A 14,248-nucleotide genomic window follows, 5' to 3' on the forward strand; every position below is an offset into this window, starting at 1 on the left:
CCCTTTAGTCGATGACTTTCGGAACCAGGTACAGGCCGTTTTCGACCGCTGGTGCGATGGACTGGTAGGCCTCGCGGTGATTGGACTCGGTCACGACGTCGGCGCGCAGGCGCTGGCTGGCTTCCAGTGGGTGGGCCAGCGGTTCGATACCGTCGGTGTCGACCGCCTGCATCTCGTCGACCAGCCCCAGAATGCTGTTCAGGGCAGAAGTGATGTGTGGAAGATCGGCTTCATTGAGGCCCAGACAGGCCAGATGAGCGATTTTTTCCACGTCGGAGCGTTCAAGCGCCATGGGATTCTCCAGTGGAAAACAAAACGGACGCAGTCTGTCCGTGTGTTAGATTGTCGGAACACTACCGCATTTCTACGGCCCTACGGCCGCGATTGTGGGGTTTGGTGCGCAGAAAAGCGGTCAATTTAACATATTGGCGCCTTGCCCAAAATCCCTGTCGTTGTTAGAGTTTGCCGCACTTTTTTACCCACGCGTTGCCTAGGGTCCCTTTCCCATGTTCAAGAAACTGCGTGGCATGTTTTCCAGCGATCTTTCCATCGACCTGGGCACTGCCAACACCCTTATTTACGTGCGCGAGCGCGGTATCGTCCTGAATGAACCCTCGGTCGTGGCCATCCGCACCCACGGTAACCAGAAAAGTGTCGTGGCTGTCGGTACGGAAGCCAAGCGCATGCTGGGCCGTACACCGGGCAACATCGCGGCCATTCGCCCAATGAAGGACGGCGTGATCGCCGACTTCAGCGTCTGCGAAAAGATGCTGCAGTACTTCATCAACAAGGTTCACGAAAACAGCTTTCTGCAGCCCAGCCCTCGTGTGCTGATCTGCGTTCCATGCAAGTCCACCCAGGTAGAGCGTCGCGCTATCCGTGAATCGGCCCTTGGTGCCGGTGCCCGTGAAGTGTTCCTGATCGAAGAACCCATGGCCGCTGCCATCGGTGCCGGCCTGCCGGTGGAAGAAGCCCGCGGCTCGATGGTCGTCGACATCGGTGGCGGTACCACTGAAATCGCGCTGATCTCCCTCAACGGTGTGGTCTACGCCGAATCCGTACGTGTGGGCGGCGACCGTTTCGACGAAGCGATCATCACTTATGTGCGTCGCAACTACGGCAGCCTGATCGGCGAATCCACCGCCGAGCGTATCAAGCAGGAAATCGGCACGGCCTACCCGGGCGGTGAAGTGCGTGAAGTCGACGTGCGCGGTCGCAACCTGGCCGAAGGCGTTCCACGGGCCTTTACCCTCAACTCCAACGAGGTGCTCGAAGCGCTGCAAGAGTCGCTGGCGACCATCGTCCAGGCCGTCAAGAGCGCCCTGGAGCAGTCGCCGCCGGAACTGGCGTCGGACATCGCCGAGCGCGGCCTGGTGCTGACCGGTGGTGGCGCGCTGTTGCGTGACCTCGACAAGTTGTTGGCCCAGGAAACCGGCCTGCCGGTGATCGTTGCCGAAGACCCGTTGACCTGTGTTGCCCGCGGCGGTGGCCGTGCATTGGAAATGATGGACAAGCACACCATGGACCTGCTCTCCAGCGAATAAGTCTGGCGCAGTGGTCTATGTTGTTCGCTCTCGGGCAGCACTTTGCAGTGCTGCCCGTTGGCGTTTATCTTCTGTCATTCGTATCCAGGCCGGTTTGATGCCGTATGAATAAAGAAAACATTTGCCTGGGAGGAGCGGCCTATTAAACCGCTTTTCGCCAAAGGCCCCTCATTGGGTGTGCGCCTGCTGGTGCTGACCGTGCTATCGGTCGCGCTGATGGTGGTCGATGCCCGCTTCACGCTGCTCAAGCCTGTACGCAGCCAGATGTCGCTGGTGTTGATGGAATCCTATTGGATCACCGACCTGCCGCAGCGCTTGTGGCAAGGTGTCGCCAGCCAATTTGGCAGCCGGACCGAACTGGTCGCCGAAAACGAAAAACTCAAGACCGAAAACCTGCTGTTGCAGGGGCGCATGCAGAAGCTGGCGGCCCTCACCGAGCAGAACGTGCGACTGCGCGAGTTGCTCAACTCCTCCGCACTGGTCAACGAGAAGGTCGAAGTGGCCGAGTTGATCGGCATGGACCCCAACCCCTTCACCCACCGCATCCTGATCAACAAGGGCGAGCGCGACGGTGTGGTCCTTGGTCAACCGGTGCTCGATGCCCGGGGCCTGATGGGCCAGGTGGTGGAGTTGATGCCTTACACATCTCGCGTGCTGTTGCTGACCGATACCACCCACAGCATTCCGGTGCAGGTCAACCGCAACGGCCTGCGGGCGATTGCCAGCGGCACCGGCAACCCGGAGCGCCTGGAGCTGCGGCACGTGGCCGATACCGCCGATATCAAGGAAGGCGACCTGCTGGTCAGCTCCGGCCTCGGCCAGCGTTTCCCGGCCGGGTATCCGGTGGCAACGGTCAAGGAAGTCATCCATGACTCCGGCCAGCCGTTCGCCATTGTGCGCGCGGTGCCGACGGCGGCGCTGAATCGCAGCCGCTACCTGCTGCTGGTCTTCAGCGACAACCGCACGCCCGAAGAGCGCGCCAACGACGCCGCCGTGGCCCAGGAAGCCCAGGACCGGCAGGGCGGCGAGTCGGCCGCCCCGGCTACGGCTGTGCCGGCGCCAGTCCCAGCCATCGTGCCAAAACCACCCGTGCCTGCACCGGCTACGGCAACGACGCCGGCCGCTGCTCCGGCCGCACCTGCTGCGAAACCGACCCGCTCGGCTACCCACGCGCCCGCCGCGCAGCCTGCTCAGCCAGCCCGGCCCGCCGCCAAACCGCCAGCCTCCACGCCGGCCACTGCGCCAGCCACCAGGGGAGCACGAGAAGAATGAGCAGTACCCAATCCGGTAACGGCTGGATGGTCTGGTTGACCTTCGCCATCGGCCTGTTGCTCAGTGTTTCGCCGCTGCCGCAATTCATGGAAATCCTGCGCCCCCTGTGGCTGGCCCTGTTGCTGGCCTTCTGGGCGCTGGCGTTGCCCCACAAGGTCGGCATGGTCACCGCCTGGTGCCTCGGCCTGGCCGAGGATGTGCTTTACGGCACGCTGCTGGGGCAGAACGCGTTGATCCTGACGCTGATTACCTTCCTGGTGCTGTCGCTGCAACAACGCCTGCGGATGTTCCCCATGTGGCAGCAGTGCCTGGTGATTCTGGTGATCTTCGGTCTGGCGCAACTGGTGCAGCTGTGGCTCAGCGCGCTGACCGGCAATCGCCAGCCAACCCTGGCGCTGGTCTTGCCAGCCCTGGTCAGTGCCTTGCTCTGGCCATGGGTCAGCTTCGGTTTGCGTGGCCTGCGCCTGCGTTTCAAAATCAACTGATTCGGTCAGGATATCTACACTTTTTCTGATGACTTACATCCCTGTGGCGAGGGAGCTTGCTCCCGCTCGGTTGCGTAGCGACCGTAAAAGTTGGGGCCGCTACGCCCGAAGCGTCGGGCCGGCCCAGCGGGAGCAAGCGCCCTCGCCACAAAAGCTGTTTTTGTCTGGATGGCTGTGCTTTGAGAGGGAGATGTCTTGATGAAACCGCTTTACCTCGCCTCAGGCTCACCGCGTCGGCGTGAGCTGCTCACGCAGATCGGCGTGCCCTTTACCGCCATTGGCGCCGACATCGATGAAACACCCCTGGATCACGAACCCCCCTCGGCCTATGTCGAGCGCCTGGCGCGCGGCAAGGCCGAGGCTGGGCGGCGAGCCCTGGACGCCGATGTGGATGGCTGCGTGCTCGGTGCGGACACCGCCGTGGTGCTGGAGGGGCGGATTCTCGGCAAGCCAGTGGACCAGGCCGACGCCTTGTCCATGCTGCTGAGCCTGTCCGGTCGCGACCATGAAGTGCTGACCGCCATTGCCGTGCTGGACGGCTCGAGCTGCGAATCACGGGTGGTGCGCAGTCGGGTGCGTTTTCGCCCCATCACCGAACAGGAAGCGCTGGCCTATTGGGCCAGCGGCGAACCTCGGGACAAGGCCGGCAGCTATGGTATCCAAGGGCTGGGCGCGGTGTTCGTCGCCGGGCTCGAAGGCAGCTATTCGGCCGTGGTTGGCCTGCCCCTGTGCGAAACCGCAGAACTGCTGGGCCATTTCGGCATACCCTGTTGGCAAACCTTGAGCGCGCGCTGAGCGCCGTCTGACTTGATGCGGCCATTATCGTGAACATGCCTGAACGAGACCCTGCCATGAGTGAAGAGATCCTGATCAACATCACGCCGATGGAATCGCGCGTGGCGGTGGTTGAAAACGGTGTGCTGCAAGAGGTCCACGTCGAGCGCACGCAAAAGCGTGGCATCGTTGGCAATATCTACAAGGGCAAGGTGGTGCGAGTGCTGCCGGGCATGCAGGCGGCCTTCGTCGACATCGGCCTGGACCGCGCGGCGTTCATCCATGCGTCGGAAATCTCCATGCGCGAAGGGCCGGCCGTGGAGAGCATCAGCGCGCTGGTGCACGAAGGCCAGAGCCTGGTGGTGCAGGTCACCAAGGATCCCATCGGTTCCAAGGGCGCCCGCCTGACTACGCAGTTGTCGATTCCGTCGCGCTACCTGGTGTACATGCCGCGCACTGCCCACGTCGGCATTTCCCTGAAGATCGAAGACGAAGCCGAGCGCGAGCGCCTCAAGCAGGTGGTCAGCGACTGCGTGGAAAAAGAAGGCATCAAGGAAGCCGGTGGGTTCATCCTGCGCACCGCCGCCGAAGGGGCCGGGGCCGATGAGATCCTCATGGACATCCGCTACCTGCGAAGGCTTTGGGACCAGATCGCCGCGCAGATCAAGACCATCGCCACCCCCAGCGTGATCTACGAGGACCTGGGCCTGGCACTGCGGACCTTGCGCGACCTCGTCAGCCCCAAGATCGAGAAAATCCGCATCGACTCCCGGGAAACCTTCCAGAAAACCACGCAGTTCGTCGCCGAACTGATGCCGGAAATCGCCGATCGCCTGGAACATTACCCTGGCGAGCGGCCGATTTTCGACCTGTACGGGGTCGAGGATGAAATCCAGAAAGCCCTGGAGCGCAAGGTGCCGCTCAAGTCCGGCGGTTACCTGGTGGTCGATCCGGCCGAAGCCATGAGCACCATCGACGTCAACACCGGAGCGTTCGTCGGCCATCGCAACCTGGAAGAAACCATCTTCAAGACCAACCTGGAAGCCGCCACGGCGATTGCCCGCCAACTGCGCCTGCGCAACCTGGGCGGGATCATCATCATCGACTTCATCGACATGGAAGATGAAGAGCACCAGCGCCAGGTGCTGCGGACCCTGGAAAAACAACTCGAACGCGATCACGCCAAGACCAACATCATCGGGATCACCGAACTGGGCCTGGTGCAGATGACCCGCAAGCGCACCCGCGAAAGCCTCGAGCAGGTGCTGTGCGAGCCGTGCAGCAGTTGCCAGGGGCGCGGCAAGCTCAAGACCCCGGAAACCGTGTGTTACGAAATCTTCCGGGAAATCCTCCGGGAGGCGCGCGCCTACCAGGCGACCGGCTATAGAGTGTTGGCCAACCAGAAAGTGGTGGATCGCCTGCTGGACGAGGAGTCAGGCAATGTCGCGGAGTTGGAAGCGTTTATCGGGCGCACGATTCGTTTCCAGGTCGAAACCATGTATTCCCAGGAACAATACGACGTGGTGTTGCTCTGAAGAGCTTGGGAAGCGGCGGGCCCGCGGATTTGATTATCTTTGCCAGGGGAGCCCACTGACATGGAGCGTCTGACACGCTTGATCGCGACGCTGACCCGTTGGGGGCTGGGGCTTTGCGCCCTGTTGCTGGTGTTGCTGGCGTTGTACGTCAGCCTCGGTCGCGAGCTGGTCCCGCTGGTGGCCGAATACCGCGCCGAGGTCGAGACCCGCGCGGGTGCCGCCCTGGGCATGCCTGTGCACATCGGTAGCCTGGACGGCAGTTGGGACGCTTTGGCACCGATCCTGGCGGCGCGCGACGTGGTGGTCGGCGAGGGCCCCAATGCCTTGCACCTGGACCAGGTGCGGGCCGTGCCTGACCTGTGGGGCAGCCTGCTGGCGCGTCAGGTGCGCATCGCCCACCTGGAAGTCAGTGGCCTGAAGATCAGCCTCAAGGAGGGCGCCGACGGCAAGTGGGCGCTGGAAGGCCTGCCGGTGAAGGACGAGCAGCCCCTCGATCCGCAGCAACTGCTCGAACGCATGCAAGTGGTCTCCAAGTTCTCGGTGCTCGATAGCCAGGTGACCTTGCAACCCGTCGAGCAACCGCCGCTGACCCTGACCTACGTCGGCTTGAGCCTGCGTACCGGCGCCACCCGCCAGCGCCTGGACGCACGCCTGACCCTGCCTGACGGGCAGCCGGTGGCGATCAACCTGCGCACCCGCCTGCGCGCCAGCGACTGGAAGAACGGCCAGGCCGATGCCTATTTGAGCCTGCCGCAAAGCGACTGGTCCAAATGGCTGCCCAAACGCCTGACCCAGCAATGGAATTTCTCCCGGATCCAGGCCGGTGGTGAGTTCTGGCTCAGTTGGGGCGAGGGCACGGTGCAAAGCGCGGCCATGCGCCTGAACGCGCCGCAGCTCCAGGGTGCCTACGGCGAACGCAAGCCGGTACAGATCCACAACCTGGCCCTCAACGCTTATTTCCAGCGCGGTAGCCAAGGGTTCACCGCGACCTTCGATTCCCTGGCGATGAACCTGGGCGAGACCCGCTGGGAATCGCGCCTGCAACTGCAACAAACCGCCGCCACCGAGCAGGCCGAGGAGCGTTGGCACCTGCAGGCCGATCGCCTCGACCTGACCCCGCTCACGCCTTTGCTCAATGCCCTGGCGCCGTTGCCCGAAGGCCTGGCCACGACGATTGATCGGCTCAAGGTGACCGGTGGCCTGCGCAACGTGCTGCTGGACTACCGGCCGCAGAACACCGGTGACCAGAAAGTCAGCTTCGCCACCAACCTGGACACCGTCGGCTTTGATGCCTATCGCGGCGCTCCGGCGGCGCGCAACGTCTCCGGGAGCCTGAGCGGCGACCTGGGCGGCGGCGAACTGCGCATGGACAGCAAGGACTTTTCCCTGCACCTGGACCCGATCTTCGCCAAGCCCTGGCAGTACTTGCAGGCCAATGCCCGGCTGACCTGGAAGCTCGACAAGCAAAGCTTCACCCTGATCGCGCCCTACCTGAAGGTGCTGGGCGAGGAAGGCCGGATTGCCGGCGACTTCCTGATTCGCCTGCATTTGGACCACAGCCAGGAGGACTACATGGACCTGCGGGTCGGCCTGGTGGACGGTGACGGGCGCTACACCGCCAAGTACCTGCCGGCGGTCCTCAGTCCGGCGCTGGATGAGTGGCTGCGCACGGCCATCGTCAAGGGCGCGGTGGACCAAGGCTTTTTCCAGTATCAAGGCTCGCTCAATCACGGTGCCGTGGACGCGGCGCGCAGCATCAGCCTGTTTTTCAAGGTGCACGACGCCGAACTGGCGTTCCAGCCGGGCTGGCCTTCGGTCAGCAAGGTCAGCGGCGATGTCTTCGTCGAAGACAGCGGCGTGCGCATCTATGCCAGCCAGGGGCAGTTGCTCGATACCCAGGTCAAGGATGTTTCGGTGAACATTCCCCATGTACCGACCGGCCAGAGCTCTCATCTGCTGCTGGACGGCGGGTTCGCCGGTGGGCTGGGCGATGGTTTGAAAATCCTCCAGAGCGCACCGATCGGGACCGCCGAGACGTTTGCCGGCTGGGAAGGCGAGGGCGACCTGAAAGGCAGCGTGAAGCTGGATATCCCGCTGGTCAAAGGCGAGCAACCGAAGATCCTGGTGGACTTTGCCACTGACCAGGCTCGTCTCAAGCTCAGCGAGCCGGCGCTGGAACTGACCCAGCTCAAGGGCGATTTCCGCTTCGACAGCAACAAAGGCCTGAGCGGCAAGGGCATCAGCGCCCGGGCATTCGACCGGCCCGTGACCGCGCAGATTTTCGCCGAGGGCCGTGCCGGTGCGCTCAACACGCGGGTCGCCGCGTCCGGGCAGGTGGAGATCAAGAAGCTCACCAGTTGGCTGAACGTCACCCAACCGTTGCCGGTATCGGGCGTCGTGCCCTACCAGTTGCAAGTGATCCTCGACGGCGCCGACAGCCAGTTGTCGGTCAACTCCAGCCTCAAGGGCGTGGCCGTCGACCTGCCGGCCCCCTTCGGCATGGCCGCCGATGTCGGGCGCGACACGGTGTTTCGCATGACCCTGCAGGGGCCGGAACGGCGTTATTGGGTCGATTATGGTGACCTGGCCAGCTTCACTTACGCCGCACCCAGCGGGAAAGTCGCCGACGGTCGCGGCGAGTTGCTGTTGGGCGCCGGCGATGCGGTGCTGCCTGGGGCCAAGGGGCTGCGACTGCGCGGCACATTGTCGGAGCTGGACGTAAGTCCCTGGCAGGACCTGGTGAACAAGTACGCCGGCCAGGATCCGGGTGGCAGTGCCAAGCAACTGCTCAGCAGCGTCGATCTGAGCGTCGGCAAGCTCACGGCCATGGGCACCACCCTGGACCAGGCGTCTGTGCAACTGGATCGCAAGCCGAACGCCTGGGCCTTGCGGCTCGACAGCCAGCAGGCCAAAGGCAATGTCAGCCTGCCGGACGCCAAGGCCGCTCCGATTGGCATCAAGCTTGACTACGTTCGCCTGCCGGCCCCAGACCCGACGGTCCAGGCCGATGAAAACGCCCCAGACCCGTTGGCGTCGGTCGATCCCGGCAAGATCCCGGCGATGGATATCGCCATCGACCAATTGTTCCAGGGCCCTGACCTCATCGGCGCGTGGTCGTTGCAAGTGCGACCGACCGCCAAGGGCATCGCGCTGAACAACCTGGACATGGGCCTCAAGGGCATGGTGTTGAACGGCAGCGGCGGCTGGGAAGGTACCCCTGGCGCCACCAGCAGTTGGTACAAGGGACGGATCGGCGGCAAGAACCTGGGCGATGTGCTCAAGGGCTGGGGGTTCGCACCGAGCGTGACCAGCCAGGCCTTCCGCCTGGATGTCGATGGTCGCTGGCCCGGTTCGCCGGCGTGGGTCGCCACCAAACGCTTCTCCGGCAGCCTCGACGCGTCGTTGACCAAGGGCCAGTTCGTCGAAGTCGAAGGCAGCGCCCAGGCGTTGCGGGTATTTGGCCTGTTGAACTTCAACTCCATCGGCCGACGCTTGCGCCTGGACTTCTCCGACCTGTTCGGCAAGGGTTTGAGCTACGACCGGGTCAAGGGACTGCTGGTGGCGAGCGACGGGGTGTACGTGACCCGCGAGCCCATTACCCTGACCGGGCCGTCGAGCAACCTGGAGCTCAATGGCACGCTGGACATGGTGGCCGACCGCGTCGACGCCAAGCTGCTGGTGACGTTGCCGGTGACCAACAACCTGCCGATCGCCGCGCTGATCGTCGGTGCACCGGCGGTGGGTGGGGCACTGTTTCTGATCGACAAACTGATCGGCGACCGCGTGGCGCGTTTTGCCAGCGTAAGATACGACGTCAAGGGGCCGTGGAAAGAGCCGAAGATCACCTTCGACAAGCCGTTTTGACAGCTCGACGCCAACTCCCTTGTGGGAGCAGGCCTGTGGGAGCAAAGCTTGCTCGCGATTGCGGTGTATCAGCCAGCCTATATGTTGGATGTACCTGCCTCATCGCGAGCAAGCTCGCTCCCACAGGGGAATGATGCAAAAAATGAGGGAAGCTCCATGCCAGTCGCCGTGATTCAAATGGTCAGCCAAAGCGACGTGCTCGCCAACCTGGCCCGTGCCCGGGTGCTGCTGGAGCAGGCTGCCGCCGGCGGCGCGAGGCTGGCGGTGCTGCCGGAGAATTTCGCGGCGATGGGGCGACGGGACATTGCCGATATCGGTCGTGCCGAAGCCTTTGGTCAGGGACCGATCCTGCCGTGGTTGAAACAGGTCGCCCGTGACCTCAAGTTATGGATTGTGGCCGGCACGCTGCCGTTGCCGCCGGTGGACCAGCCCGAGGCCAGGTCCCATGCCTGTTCGTTGCTGGTCGACGACCAGGGCCAGATTGTGGCGCGCTACGACAAGCTGCACCTGTTCGATGTGGATGTGGCGGACAATCGCGGGCGCTATCGCGAGTCGGATGACTATGCTTATGGTGCCAACGTGGTGGTTGCCGATACTCCCGTCGGCCGGGTGGGCCTGACGGTTTGTTATGACTTGCGGTTCCCGGAGCTCTACAGCGAGCTGCGGGCGGCCGGGGCCGAGTTGATCACGGCACCGTCGGCGTTTACCGCGGTGACCGGCGCGGCCCATTGGGACGTGCTGATCCGCGCCCGGGCCATCGAGACCCAGTGCTACGTGCTGGCGGCCGCCCAGGGTGGCGTGCATCCGGGGCCTCGGGAAACCTTTGGCCATGCCGCGATTGTCGACCCATGGGGCCGCGTGCTGGCACAACAGGATCAAGGCGAGGCCGTGCTGGTGGCCGAGCGCGACAGCAGCGAACAAGCGTCCATCCGGGCGCGCATGCCGGTGGCCAGCCATCGGCGCTTTTTCTCGCAGGGCGCTCGACAGCGGCCTGTCCAAGACGACGAATTCAAGGCGTAAAACATATGAGCGGGTTGTTATCCTCAGTCAGTGAACACCTTTTAGCCCCTGGCGGCGTGACGCTTGAAAGCCTGCAAGGCGTGCTGGGCGACCTGGCCGGCCCGGGCATCGATGCCGCCGACCTGTATTTCCAAGGCCAGATTTCCGAGTCCTGGTCGCTGGAAGACGGCATCGTCAAGGAAGGCAGTTTCAACCTCGACCAGGGTGTGGGCGTGCGCGCCCAGTCCGGGGAAAAGACTGGTTTTGCCTACAGCAACGCCATCACCCTCGAAGCCCTCGGCGCTGCGGCCCGTGCGGCCCGCTCGATCTCCCGCGCCGGGCAGAATGGCACGGTCCAGGCGTTCAGCAGCCAGGACGTTGCGCAGCTCTATGCCCCGGACAACCCGCTGGAAGTCATGAGCCGCGCCGAGAAAGTCGAATTGCTCAAGCGCATCGACGTCGCCACCCGCGCCCTCGACCCGCGCATCCAGCAGGTGTCGGTCAGCATGGCCGGGGTCTGGGAGCGGATCCTGGTGGCTTCCACCGACGGCGGCCTGGCGGCGGACGTACGGCCGCTGGTGCGCTTCAACGTCAGCGTGATCGTCGAACAGAACGGTCGTCGCGAGCGTGGCGGCCATGGCGGTGGCGGGCGCACCGATTACCGTTATTTCCTCAGTGAAGACCGCGCCATGGGCTACGCCCGTGAGGCGCTGCGCCAGGCCCTGGTCAACCTGGAAGCCATTCCGGCCCCCGCCGGCACATTGCCGGTGGTGCTCGGCTCCGGCTGGTCCGGTGTGCTGCTGCACGAAGCGGTGGGCCACGGTCTGGAAGGCGATTTCAACCGCAAGGGCAGTTCGGCCTACAGCGGGCGCATGGGGGAAATGGTCGCTTCGAAACTCTGCACCATCGTTGATGACGGCACCCTGGCCGGGCGTCGTGGCTCCCTGAGTGTCGACGATGAAGGCACGCCAACCGAATGCACCACGCTGATCGAAAACGGGGTGCTCAAGGGTTACATGCAGGACAAGCTCAACGCCCGGTTGATGGGCGTGGCCCGCACCGGCAACGGCCGTCGTGAGTCCTATGCGCACCTGCCGATGCCGCGCATGACCAACACCTACATGCTAGGCGGTCAAAGCGACCCGGCGGAAATCATCGCCTCGGTGAAAAAAGGTATCTATTGCGCCAACCTCGGCGGCGGTCAGGTGGACATCACCAGCGGCAAGTTCGTGTTCTCCACCAGCGAGGCCTACCTGATCGAAGACGGCAAGATCACCGCGCCGGTCAAGGGTGCGACCCTGATCGGCAACGGGCCGGAGGCGATGAGCAAGGTGTCGATGGTCGGTAACGACCTGGCGCTGGACAGCGGGGTGGGGACGTGTGGCAAGGACGGGCAATCGGTGCCGGTTGGCGTCGGCCAGCCGACCCTGAAGATCGATGCGATTACCGTGGGTGGCACGGGCGCATGAAAATATTCAGGGGCTTGCGTGAATCACCGTGGCGAGGGAGCTTGCTCCCGCAGGGCTACGCAGTAGCCCCAACGCGGTCGCTACGCAACCGAGCGGGAGCAAGCTCCCTCGCCACGGTAATTGCGACCCCGGCAAGGGTTTGGTGAGCCAGTGAGCGATCAGCGCAAGCCGCGTTGAGTCTCGTCCAGCTCACGGATGTACTTGAAGATTTTACGGCTCGAAGCCGGTGGCTTGTTCTGCGCCAGTTCGTGCTGGGCCTGACGGATCAGGGAGCGCAATTGCTGGCGATCGGCCTCCGGGTAGTCGATGACGAATTTTTCCAGCACGCCGTCGTCGCCTGCGATCAAGCGATCGCGCCAGCGCTCCAGGTTGTGGAAGCGTTCGTTGTACTGCCGGGTGGAGGCATCGAGTTGATCGAGCAGCACCAGGATGGCGTCAGTGTCCTGATCGCGCATCAGTTTGCCGATGAATTGCAGGTGCCGTTTACGCGCGATATTCGCGGTGTGCTTGGGCGCATCGGCCAGGGCCCGACGCAAGGCGTCGGTCAAAGGCAATTTGGCCAGCAAGTCAGGCTTGAGTGTTGTCAGGCGCTCGCCGAGGTCAACCAGAGCATGCAGCTCGCGTTTGACCTGGGATTTGCTTTTTTCACCCTCGTAGAGGGAGTCGTCGTAAGAATCAACCATGGTGGCAGTCCGCAAAGAAACGCCGCCATGATAACCAGTCGGGGGCCGCTTGTCCGGCCCGGTCGCTCGATGGCCATCACCGAAAACAGAATTTGAGTGGAGAACACCATGAGTGCAGTTCAAAGCGTCGGCCCGCAAGCATTGCCGGCACTGCAGGAACAAGTCGAGCAGATCCTCGCCGAGGCCAAGCGACAAGGCGCCAGTGCGTGCGAGGTGGCGGTGTCCCTGGAGCAGGGCCTGTCGACGTCGGTACGCCAGCGCGAGGTGGAAACCGTCGAATTCAATCGCGACCAGGGCTTTGGCATCACCTTGTACGTGGGCCAGCGCAAAGGCTCGGCCAGCACGTCGGCCAGTGGCCCGGACGCAATTCGCGAAACCGTCGCCGCGGCACTGGCGATTGCCCAGCACACCTCCGAAGACGAAGCCTCGGGCCTGGCCGATGCCGCGCTGATGTGCAAGGAACTGCGGGACTTCGACCTGTTTCACGCCTGGGACATCACCCCTGAACAGGCCATCGAACAGGCACTGCGTTGCGAAGCGGCGGCGTTCGATGCCGACTCGCGGATCAAGAATGCCGACGGTACGACGCTCAATACCCACCAGGGCTGCCGCGTCTACGGCAACAGCCACGGTTTCATCGGCGGTTATGCATCGACCCGCCACAGCCTCAGTTGCGTCATGATCGCCGAAGCCAACGGCCAGATGCAGCGTGATTACTGGTACGACGTCAACCGCCAGGGCACCTTGTTGGCGGACCCGGTGAGCATCGGCCAGAAAGCCGCGCAACGGGCGGCCAGCCGCCTGGGTGCACGGCCGGTGCCAACCTGCGAAGTGCCGGTGCTGTTTTCTGCCGAGCTGGCCGGTGGCCTGTTCGGCAGCTTCCTGTCGGCGGTGTCTGGCGGCAACCTGTACCGCAAATCGTCGTTCCTCGAGGGCGCGCTGGGCCAGAAACTGTTCCCGGAATGGATGACCATCGACGAGCGTCCACACCTGATGCAGGCCATGGGCAGCTCCGCGTTCGATGGCGATGGCCTGGCCACCTATGCCAAGCCGTTCGTGGAAAAGGGCGAGCTGGTGTCCTACATCCTCGGCACCTATTCGGGGCGCAAACTCGGCATGCCGAGCACCGCCAATGCCGGTGGCGTGCATAACCTGTTCGTGACCCATGGCGAAGAAGACCAGGCCGCCCTGCTGCGGCGCATGGGCCGGGGCCTGCTGGTGACGGAACTGATGGGCCACGGCCTGAACATGGTCACCGGCGACTATTCCCGTGGCGCGGCGGGTTTCTGGGTCGAGAACGGCGAGATCCAGTTCCCGGTCCAGGAAGTCACCATCGCCGGGAACATGCGCGACATGTTCAAACAGATCGTGGCCGTGGGGAATGACCTGGAACTGCGCAGCAACATCCGCACCGGCTCGGTACTGATCGAGCGGATGACGGTGGCGGGTAGCTGACCTTCAATCGCAGAAAAAAGGCGCGTCATCCATGGGGTGACGCGCCTTTTTTTATGTTCGCAGACCCCTGTGGCGAGGGAGCTTGCTCCCGCTCGGCTGCGCAGCAGCCGCAAAAAACTCAACAGCAGCGAAAGACGTGAAGGCCCTGGTAGACAGGGTCTGCTTCGC

At 63.6% G+C, this 14,248-nt stretch carries 11 protein-coding genes; 9 read left to right on the top strand and 2 right to left on the bottom strand.

Features of this window, described 5'->3' with window-relative positions; genetic code table 11:
* Positions 1 to 4 precede the first annotated feature (4 nt).
* Positions 5 to 292, bottom strand: coding sequence for an Asp-tRNA(Asn)/Glu-tRNA(Gln) amidotransferase subunit GatC (gene gatC / locus ACZ5M5_RS04890; protein WP_020297123.1), 288 nt, complete (start codon positions 290 to 292; stop codon positions 5 to 7).
* 214 nt (positions 293 to 506) lie between these two features.
* Here gatC and mreB point away from each other — a divergent pair, with 214 nt between their 5' ends.
* From mreB to tldD, 8 genes are all read left to right on the top strand, one after another.
* Entirely contained in the window at positions 507 to 1,544 is a 1,038-nt protein-coding gene (gene mreB, locus ACZ5M5_RS04895; protein ID WP_002555108.1) for a rod shape-determining protein MreB, read from the top strand.
* A gap of 141 nt (positions 1,545 to 1,685) precedes the next feature.
* Positions 1,686 to 2,816 carry a rod shape-determining protein MreC gene (mreC, locus tag ACZ5M5_RS04900; protein WP_081015329.1) on the top strand — a complete coding sequence of 377 codons (1,131 nt, stop codon included), beginning with the start codon at positions 1,686 to 1,688 and terminating at the stop codon, positions 2,814 to 2,816.
* On the top strand, positions 2,813 to 3,301 hold the full coding sequence (mreD, locus tag ACZ5M5_RS04905; protein WP_003197820.1) for a rod shape-determining protein MreD: 489 nt from the start codon (positions 2,813 to 2,815) through the stop codon (positions 3,299 to 3,301). Before mreC ends, mreD begins: the two co-directional genes overlap by 4 nt.
* Before the next feature lie 198 nt (positions 3,302 to 3,499).
* Positions 3,500 to 4,096 carry a Maf family protein gene (locus ACZ5M5_RS04910; RefSeq protein ID WP_060739169.1) on the top strand — a complete coding sequence of 199 codons (597 nt, stop codon included), beginning with the start codon at positions 3,500 to 3,502 and terminating at the stop codon, positions 4,094 to 4,096.
* Positions 4,097 to 4,152: 56 nt separating this feature from the next.
* Entirely contained in the window at positions 4,153 to 5,610 is a 1,458-nt protein-coding gene (gene rng / locus ACZ5M5_RS04915) for a ribonuclease G (RefSeq protein ID WP_018613976.1), read from the top strand.
* Positions 5,611 to 5,670: 60 nt separating this feature from the next.
* On the top strand, positions 5,671 to 9,474 hold the full coding sequence (locus ACZ5M5_RS04920) for a YhdP family protein (protein WP_464738719.1): 3,804 nt from the start codon (positions 5,671 to 5,673) through the stop codon (positions 9,472 to 9,474).
* Between the two features lie 156 nt (positions 9,475 to 9,630).
* Positions 9,631 to 10,494 carry a carbon-nitrogen hydrolase family protein gene (locus tag ACZ5M5_RS04925; protein ID WP_060739167.1) on the top strand — a complete coding sequence of 288 codons (864 nt, stop codon included), beginning with the start codon at positions 9,631 to 9,633 and terminating at the stop codon, positions 10,492 to 10,494.
* A 5-nt stretch (positions 10,495 to 10,499) separates the two neighbouring features.
* Positions 10,500 to 11,942 (top strand): metalloprotease TldD, encoded by a 1,443-nt coding sequence (tldD, locus tag ACZ5M5_RS04930; RefSeq protein ID WP_003197828.1) that lies wholly within the window; start codon positions 10,500 to 10,502, stop codon positions 11,940 to 11,942.
* A 158-nt stretch (positions 11,943 to 12,100) separates the two neighbouring features.
* On the opposite strand, the gene yjgA is transcribed toward tldD, so the two are convergent.
* Positions 12,101 to 12,625, bottom strand: coding sequence for a ribosome biogenesis factor YjgA (gene yjgA / locus ACZ5M5_RS04935; protein WP_003197830.1), 525 nt, complete (start codon positions 12,623 to 12,625; stop codon positions 12,101 to 12,103).
* A gap of 108 nt (positions 12,626 to 12,733) precedes the next feature.
* Between yjgA and pmbA the strand changes: the two genes are divergently transcribed.
* Positions 12,734 to 14,080, top strand: coding sequence for a metalloprotease PmbA (gene pmbA, locus ACZ5M5_RS04940; RefSeq protein ID WP_060739165.1), 1,347 nt, complete (start codon positions 12,734 to 12,736; stop codon positions 14,078 to 14,080).
* Positions 14,081 to 14,248: the final 168 nt, after the last annotated feature.

The sequence above is a fragment of the Pseudomonas sp. Van50 genome, from assembly GCF_055390755.1.

Coding starts and splice junctions, on each gene's coding strand:
- rng (WP_018613976.1), top strand. CDS start 4,153: ATGAGTGAAGAGATCCTGATCAACATCACGCCGATGGAATCGCGCGTG.
- ACZ5M5_RS04910 (WP_060739169.1), top strand. CDS start 3,500: ATGAAACCGCTTTACCTCGCCTCAGGCTCACCGCGTCGGCGTGAGCTG.
- mreD (WP_003197820.1), top strand. CDS start 2,813: ATGAGCAGTACCCAATCCGGTAACGGCTGGATGGTCTGGTTGACCTTC.
- gatC (WP_020297123.1), bottom strand. CDS start 292: ATGGCGCTTGAACGCTCCGACGTGGAAAAAATCGCTCATCTGGCCTGT.
- yjgA (WP_003197830.1), bottom strand. CDS start 12,625: ATGGTTGATTCTTACGACGACTCCCTCTACGAGGGTGAAAAAAGCAAA.
- tldD (WP_003197828.1), top strand. CDS start 10,500: ATGAGCGGGTTGTTATCCTCAGTCAGTGAACACCTTTTAGCCCCTGGC.
- pmbA (WP_060739165.1), top strand. CDS start 12,734: ATGAGTGCAGTTCAAAGCGTCGGCCCGCAAGCATTGCCGGCACTGCAG.
- ACZ5M5_RS04920 (WP_464738719.1), top strand. CDS start 5,671: ATGGAGCGTCTGACACGCTTGATCGCGACGCTGACCCGTTGGGGGCTG.
- ACZ5M5_RS04925 (WP_060739167.1), top strand. CDS start 9,631: ATGCCAGTCGCCGTGATTCAAATGGTCAGCCAAAGCGACGTGCTCGCC.
- mreB (WP_002555108.1), top strand. CDS start 507: ATGTTCAAGAAACTGCGTGGCATGTTTTCCAGCGATCTTTCCATCGAC.